At 36.7% G+C, this 4913-nt stretch carries 4 protein-coding genes; 1 reads left to right on the top strand and 3 read right to left on the bottom strand.

What is annotated here, in order from left to right:
• Positions 1 to 131 precede the first annotated feature (131 nt).
• Positions 132 to 1553, bottom strand: a complete 1422-nt coding sequence (locus tag ABS911_RS14295) for an aspartate ammonia-lyase (RefSeq protein WP_350468117.1) — start codon at positions 1551 to 1553, stop codon at positions 132 to 134.
• Between the two features lie 260 nt (positions 1554 to 1813).
• Between ABS911_RS14295 and ABS911_RS14290 the strand changes: the two genes are divergently transcribed.
• A complete protein-coding gene (locus ABS911_RS14290; RefSeq protein WP_350468116.1) occupies positions 1814 to 2251 on the top strand; it encodes an Lrp/AsnC family transcriptional regulator in 438 nt (145 codons plus the stop codon).
• Between the two features lie 66 nt (positions 2252 to 2317).
• Here the strand turns inward: ABS911_RS14290 and ABS911_RS14285 are convergent, their stop codons facing one another.
• The gene (locus ABS911_RS14285; protein WP_350468115.1) at positions 2318 to 3562 is read right to left on the bottom strand and encodes a glutamate-5-semialdehyde dehydrogenase; all 1245 of its coding nucleotides are present in this window, start codon (positions 3560 to 3562) and stop codon (positions 2318 to 2320) included.
• A gap of 18 nt (positions 3563 to 3580) precedes the next feature.
• The gene (gene proB / locus ABS911_RS14280; RefSeq protein ID WP_350468114.1) at positions 3581 to 4402 is read right to left on the bottom strand and encodes a glutamate 5-kinase; all 822 of its coding nucleotides are present in this window, start codon (positions 4400 to 4402) and stop codon (positions 3581 to 3583) included.
• Positions 4403 to 4913: the final 511 nt, after the last annotated feature.

Here is a 4913-nt window from a genome sequence, read left to right as displayed (position 1 = left end):
TAACTTTATTCTACAGAAGGGACTTCCTTTTTTGTATGTTTTTTATTCATTTACACAAAATATTTTACACTCTCAAAAAACTTATCGTTCATTATAAAAAGTAGACAAGTTTACCGAGTATCTCAAACTAGTTAAACCATTATGGAAAGTGGGACCTGGTTTGATGAAACAATACCTTTAGCTAATTTTTCAAAATCAAGAAGTTCATTGATTTTTTCTGGTGATAGCCAATTTTTTTCAAGAAGAATATGGCGAATGGAATGTCCAGTTTGTAAGGATTCTTTTGCTAGTTCACTTGCTCTTTGATAACCGATCAACGGACAAAGAGCGGTAACGATTCCAGGACTTTGTTCAACTTGATTCCGACAGTGTTCCTCATTGGCAGTAATGCCAATAATGCAGTTATCCGTCAAGGTCATCACAGCATTTGTCAGTAATTCTATAGAACTAAAAAGATTTCGGAAAATAATAGGTTCAAATGGGTTTAGTTCAAGTTGACCAGATTCGGCAGCCATTGTGATAGTAAGATCATTTCCGATAATTTGAAAGGCAACTTGAGAGACGACTTCTGGAATGACTGGGTTGACTTTTCCTGGCATGATTGAAGATCCATTTTGCATCGAGGGCAAATTAATTTCTCCAAACCCGGTTTTTGGGCCACTAGACAATAAGCGAAGGTCGTTGCACATTTTTGAGAGCGTAACAGCAGCTGTTTTTACAACTCCTGAAACACGAACAAATCCATCAACGTTTTGAGTGGCATCATATAGATCCTCAGCTTGCTGTAAAGGCAGCTTCAGTTCATGAGCAAGATTTTTAGCAATTTCCGCTGAATAACCTGCGGAGGCATTGATGCTATTTCCAATAGCTGTAGCGCCAATGTTAAGAGTATACATCTCACTTGTTATAGTAATTAGCTGTTGAATGTCACGCTGAACAGCAGATTGATAGGCTTTAAAAGAACGTCCTAAAATTGTAGGGACAGCATCTTGCAATTGCGTTCTTCCCATTTTGATAACGTTTGAAAATTCGGTTGCTTTTCGCTCCAATGTTTTTTCTAAATAGGTAAGATTTGAGATGAGTTGTGGCAGCAATTCTAAAACCGTTAGTTTTCCGGCTGTTGGAAAGACATCATTCGTTGATTGAGAACAGTTTACGTGATCATTAGGGTGGACCAGTTCATAAGTTTCCTTTGTCCCTCCAAGAAGTTCACTGGCACGGTGTGCAATAACTTCATTCATATTCATATTAGCTGAAGTTCCGGCGCCACCTTGAATAGCCTCAACGATAAAATCATTTTGAAATTGTCCAGCAATAATTTCATCACTTGCTTTACAGATAGCCTCTGTAATTGGAGCTGATAGATTTTTTTCTTGATAATTGGTGATTGCGGCTACTTTTTTTATGAGCGCTAATTTTTTGATAAGGATAGGATGGAGCTTTTCACCGGATAGTGAAAAATTGTTTTTTGCTCGTAGGGATTGTACTCCGTAATAGGCTTCACTTGGAATGGGTAAGCTGCCAATAGAGTCAAATTCTATTCGTGTATTCATTTCTGTCACGCTCCTCAAATGTAGGGTAAAAGACTTTTGTTAAAATCTATTTTAAAAGATACCATGCTGAAACCGAGGAGTAAATAGCCAAATAATAAGAAAAAACAAATGATTGGTATAGGTGTCGATTTAATTATATAATATGATATTTGATTGTTTAAACTTTGTTTTATTAAGCGTAAATATTTTTTTGTTTGAAATGTCTACCTCAATCTGTATAATCTAACTAGAAAGAAAATCTTAAAAAAGGATGGGATAAAGTGGATAGTATTGATAAACAGATTATTCAGTTATTGGGAGATAATGCACGAGCATCATTAAAAGAGATTGCAACTGAAACATTTTTATCCTCTCCTGCCATATCTGCACGGATTGCTCGTTTAGAGAATGAAGGGATCATTACAGGCTATTCAGCTCAAATAAATTTACATAAGTTAGGTTATCATATTACTGCGTTCATCAATTTGGAACTGAGCCCTAAGCAAAAACCGACATTTTATCCATTTGTCAAAGCATGTCCTAATATCCTTGAATGCAATTGTGTAACAGGAGAGTACTCCATGCTTTTAAAAGTGGCTTTTCCATCTACAGTTGAGCTGGATGGGTTTATTGGTGAATTACAGCAGTTTGGAAAAACCTATACGCAGATTGTTTTTTCGACTAGCATAGAACCAAGAGGGATTCAGTTAAAAGAATAGAGTGACAAAAAAAGATCTCACTTTCCCATAGAAAGTGAAATCTTTTTTTGATTTTATGACTAGGTTTTATCGAATCTGTCCTTCCCCAAAAATAATGTATTTGGATGAAGTCAGTTCATTTAGACCCATTGGCCCACGGGCATGTAATTTTTGAGTGCTTATTCCGATTTCTGCACCAAATCCAAATTCGAAACCATCTGTAAAACGAGTAGAAGCATTAATGTAAACAGCAGCAGAGTCAACTTCGCGATGAAATTGAAGACCGGAAGCATAATCATCTGTCACGATAGCTTCAGAATGGCCAGTACTGTAACGATCAATGTGTTCAATCGCTTCATCTAGAGAAGAAACAACCTTAACAGCTAAAATAAAGTCTAAGAATTCTGTTTCCCAGTCTTCTTGAGTAGCTGGTATGGCTTTTTTCAAATAAGATAAGGCTTTTACATCTGCTCTTAATTCAACATTCCAAGGAGCTAAAGCTTTTTCAATTACAGGTAAAAAGCTTTCCGCTACGTCTTCATGAATCAATAAGGTTTCAGCAGCATTGCATACAGAAGGTCTAGAACATTTGGCGTTTACAATAATATCAGTTGCCATGGCTAATTGAGCATCTTTATCAATATAGATATGACAATTTCCCGTTCCGGTCTCAATTACAGGGACGGTAGCTGTTTCTAAAACGGCTTGAATTAATTTTGCCCCACCACGTGGAATCAAGACGTCCAAATAACGATTTAATCGCATCATTTCGTTAGAGCTTTCGCGTGTGGTATCTTCAACTAATTGGATCGTTGTAGAAGGGAAAACTGTTGTGGTAAGTGCATCTTGTAATATGCGAACAAGTGCTTTATTTGAATGGATAGCTTCCTTACCACCACGTAAAATAACCGCGTTACCGGCCTTGAAACACAATGATCCAGCATCGGTCGTTACATTTGGACGAGATTCATAAATAATCCCAATGACTCCTAATGGGACACGTTGTTTTCCAATTGTTAACCCAGCTTCGTTTTTCCACATTCCATCAACTTTTCCAATTGGATCGGGTAAGACGGCTATTTTAAGGATTCCATCAGCCATACCTTCGATGCGTTCCTTAGTTAAGATTAAACGATCTATCATATTTTCCGATATTCCGTTTTCCTTAGCAGCTATTAAATCCAACTTATTTGCTGTGAGAATAGTGTCTGTATGAGCAATCAAAGCTTGGCTCATTAATTTTAATGCTTCATTTTTTTCAGATGAGGTAGCTCTTGCAAGCGAGCGTGCCGCTTTCTTTGCTTTTTCACCTAATTGAATCAATGTTTCCATAAAAACACCCCTTCTAATTTATTCAGCTGAGAATAAGGTTCCTATTTGTTTGCCTTCAATAATATCAAAAATAATCGTGGGGTCTTCACCGTTAGCCAACACCATTTGACTGGTATTTTTTAAAATGTGATTAGCAGCAATCAACTTGGTAGACATTCCGCCAGTTCCATAGCTAGATCCTTTTCCGCCCGCAAGAGCATATAAGTCTTCCGTAATGGTGTGGATTTCATGAAAAAGAACAGCATCAGGCTCATCATTTGGGTTTTTATCATAAAACCCGTCAATATCTGATAACATAATCAGCAAATCAGCGTCTGTAATTTCTGCAACGATAGCGGATAAGCGATCGTTGTCACCAAATTTGGTTAAATGATCCAATTCATCAACTGCAACAGTATCATTTTCATTTACGATTGGAATAATACCTTTTACAAGCAATTGTTCAAATGTATTGATCGCATTTAGACGGCTAGTTGGAAATTCTACAATGTCACGGGTCATTAAAACTTGGCCGATAATCTGTCCATAGCCATAAAAGAATTTGCTATATAAATTCATCAATTCGGTTTGGCCTACAGAAGCTACAGCTTGTTGCTCAGGGATAGTTTTTGGTCGTTCACTAAGATGTAGACGAGAAATACCCACTCCCACAGCTCCAGAAGATACTAGAATCACTTCTTTTCCTTGGTTTTTTAAATCAGATAAGACAAAAGCTAATTTTTCTAAACGTTGTAAATTAATAGTACCATTAGGATACATGATCGTGCTGGTTCCAACTTTTACAACGATACGTTTACATGTAGCTAATAATTGTCGAGAAGTAGTCGTCATTTTTTTCATCCATTCTATACTTGATAACCCTGAAAAGTTCGGTTTAGTTTAATGAATGTGTTCATTAAACAGTAAGACATTCTATTCCATTTATTCTACCAGTTTCTAAGGTAAAAAACTATTCTTTCTGGCTTTGGACTAAAGAGATAAAAGAAGAAAGGCTGTATATTTTTTGATATTGATAAATCAGTTAAATCGATTAACCAAAATTTTTGGAGGAATAGGGGGTGCTTGTAGCCGTGTAAAGGATTCAATGCGAATTACAAAACGTTAACGCTTCAGCGATTACGCTTTGTTTGAGGCTTGAAAGTCTGAAGATTATGGATCTCAGGCTTCAGACGGTCCCATGGCTCTCCACAAGCAAACCCGTCCATTCCAGAAGAAATTTTATTTTATCGCACCAACATTATTTGTTAAAGAACCAGAATAAAAGGCCCTGGCAGATTGAACTGGTCCCTGTCAAGTAGACAGTGTAAAAAATAAAAACATATTTGTTTTAGACTTATGCTATGTGCATAAG

Source organism: Carnobacterium sp., from assembly GCF_040274425.1.
Note: the sequence above shows the minus strand (reverse complement) of the source record. Positions and strands in the feature narration are given on the sequence as shown.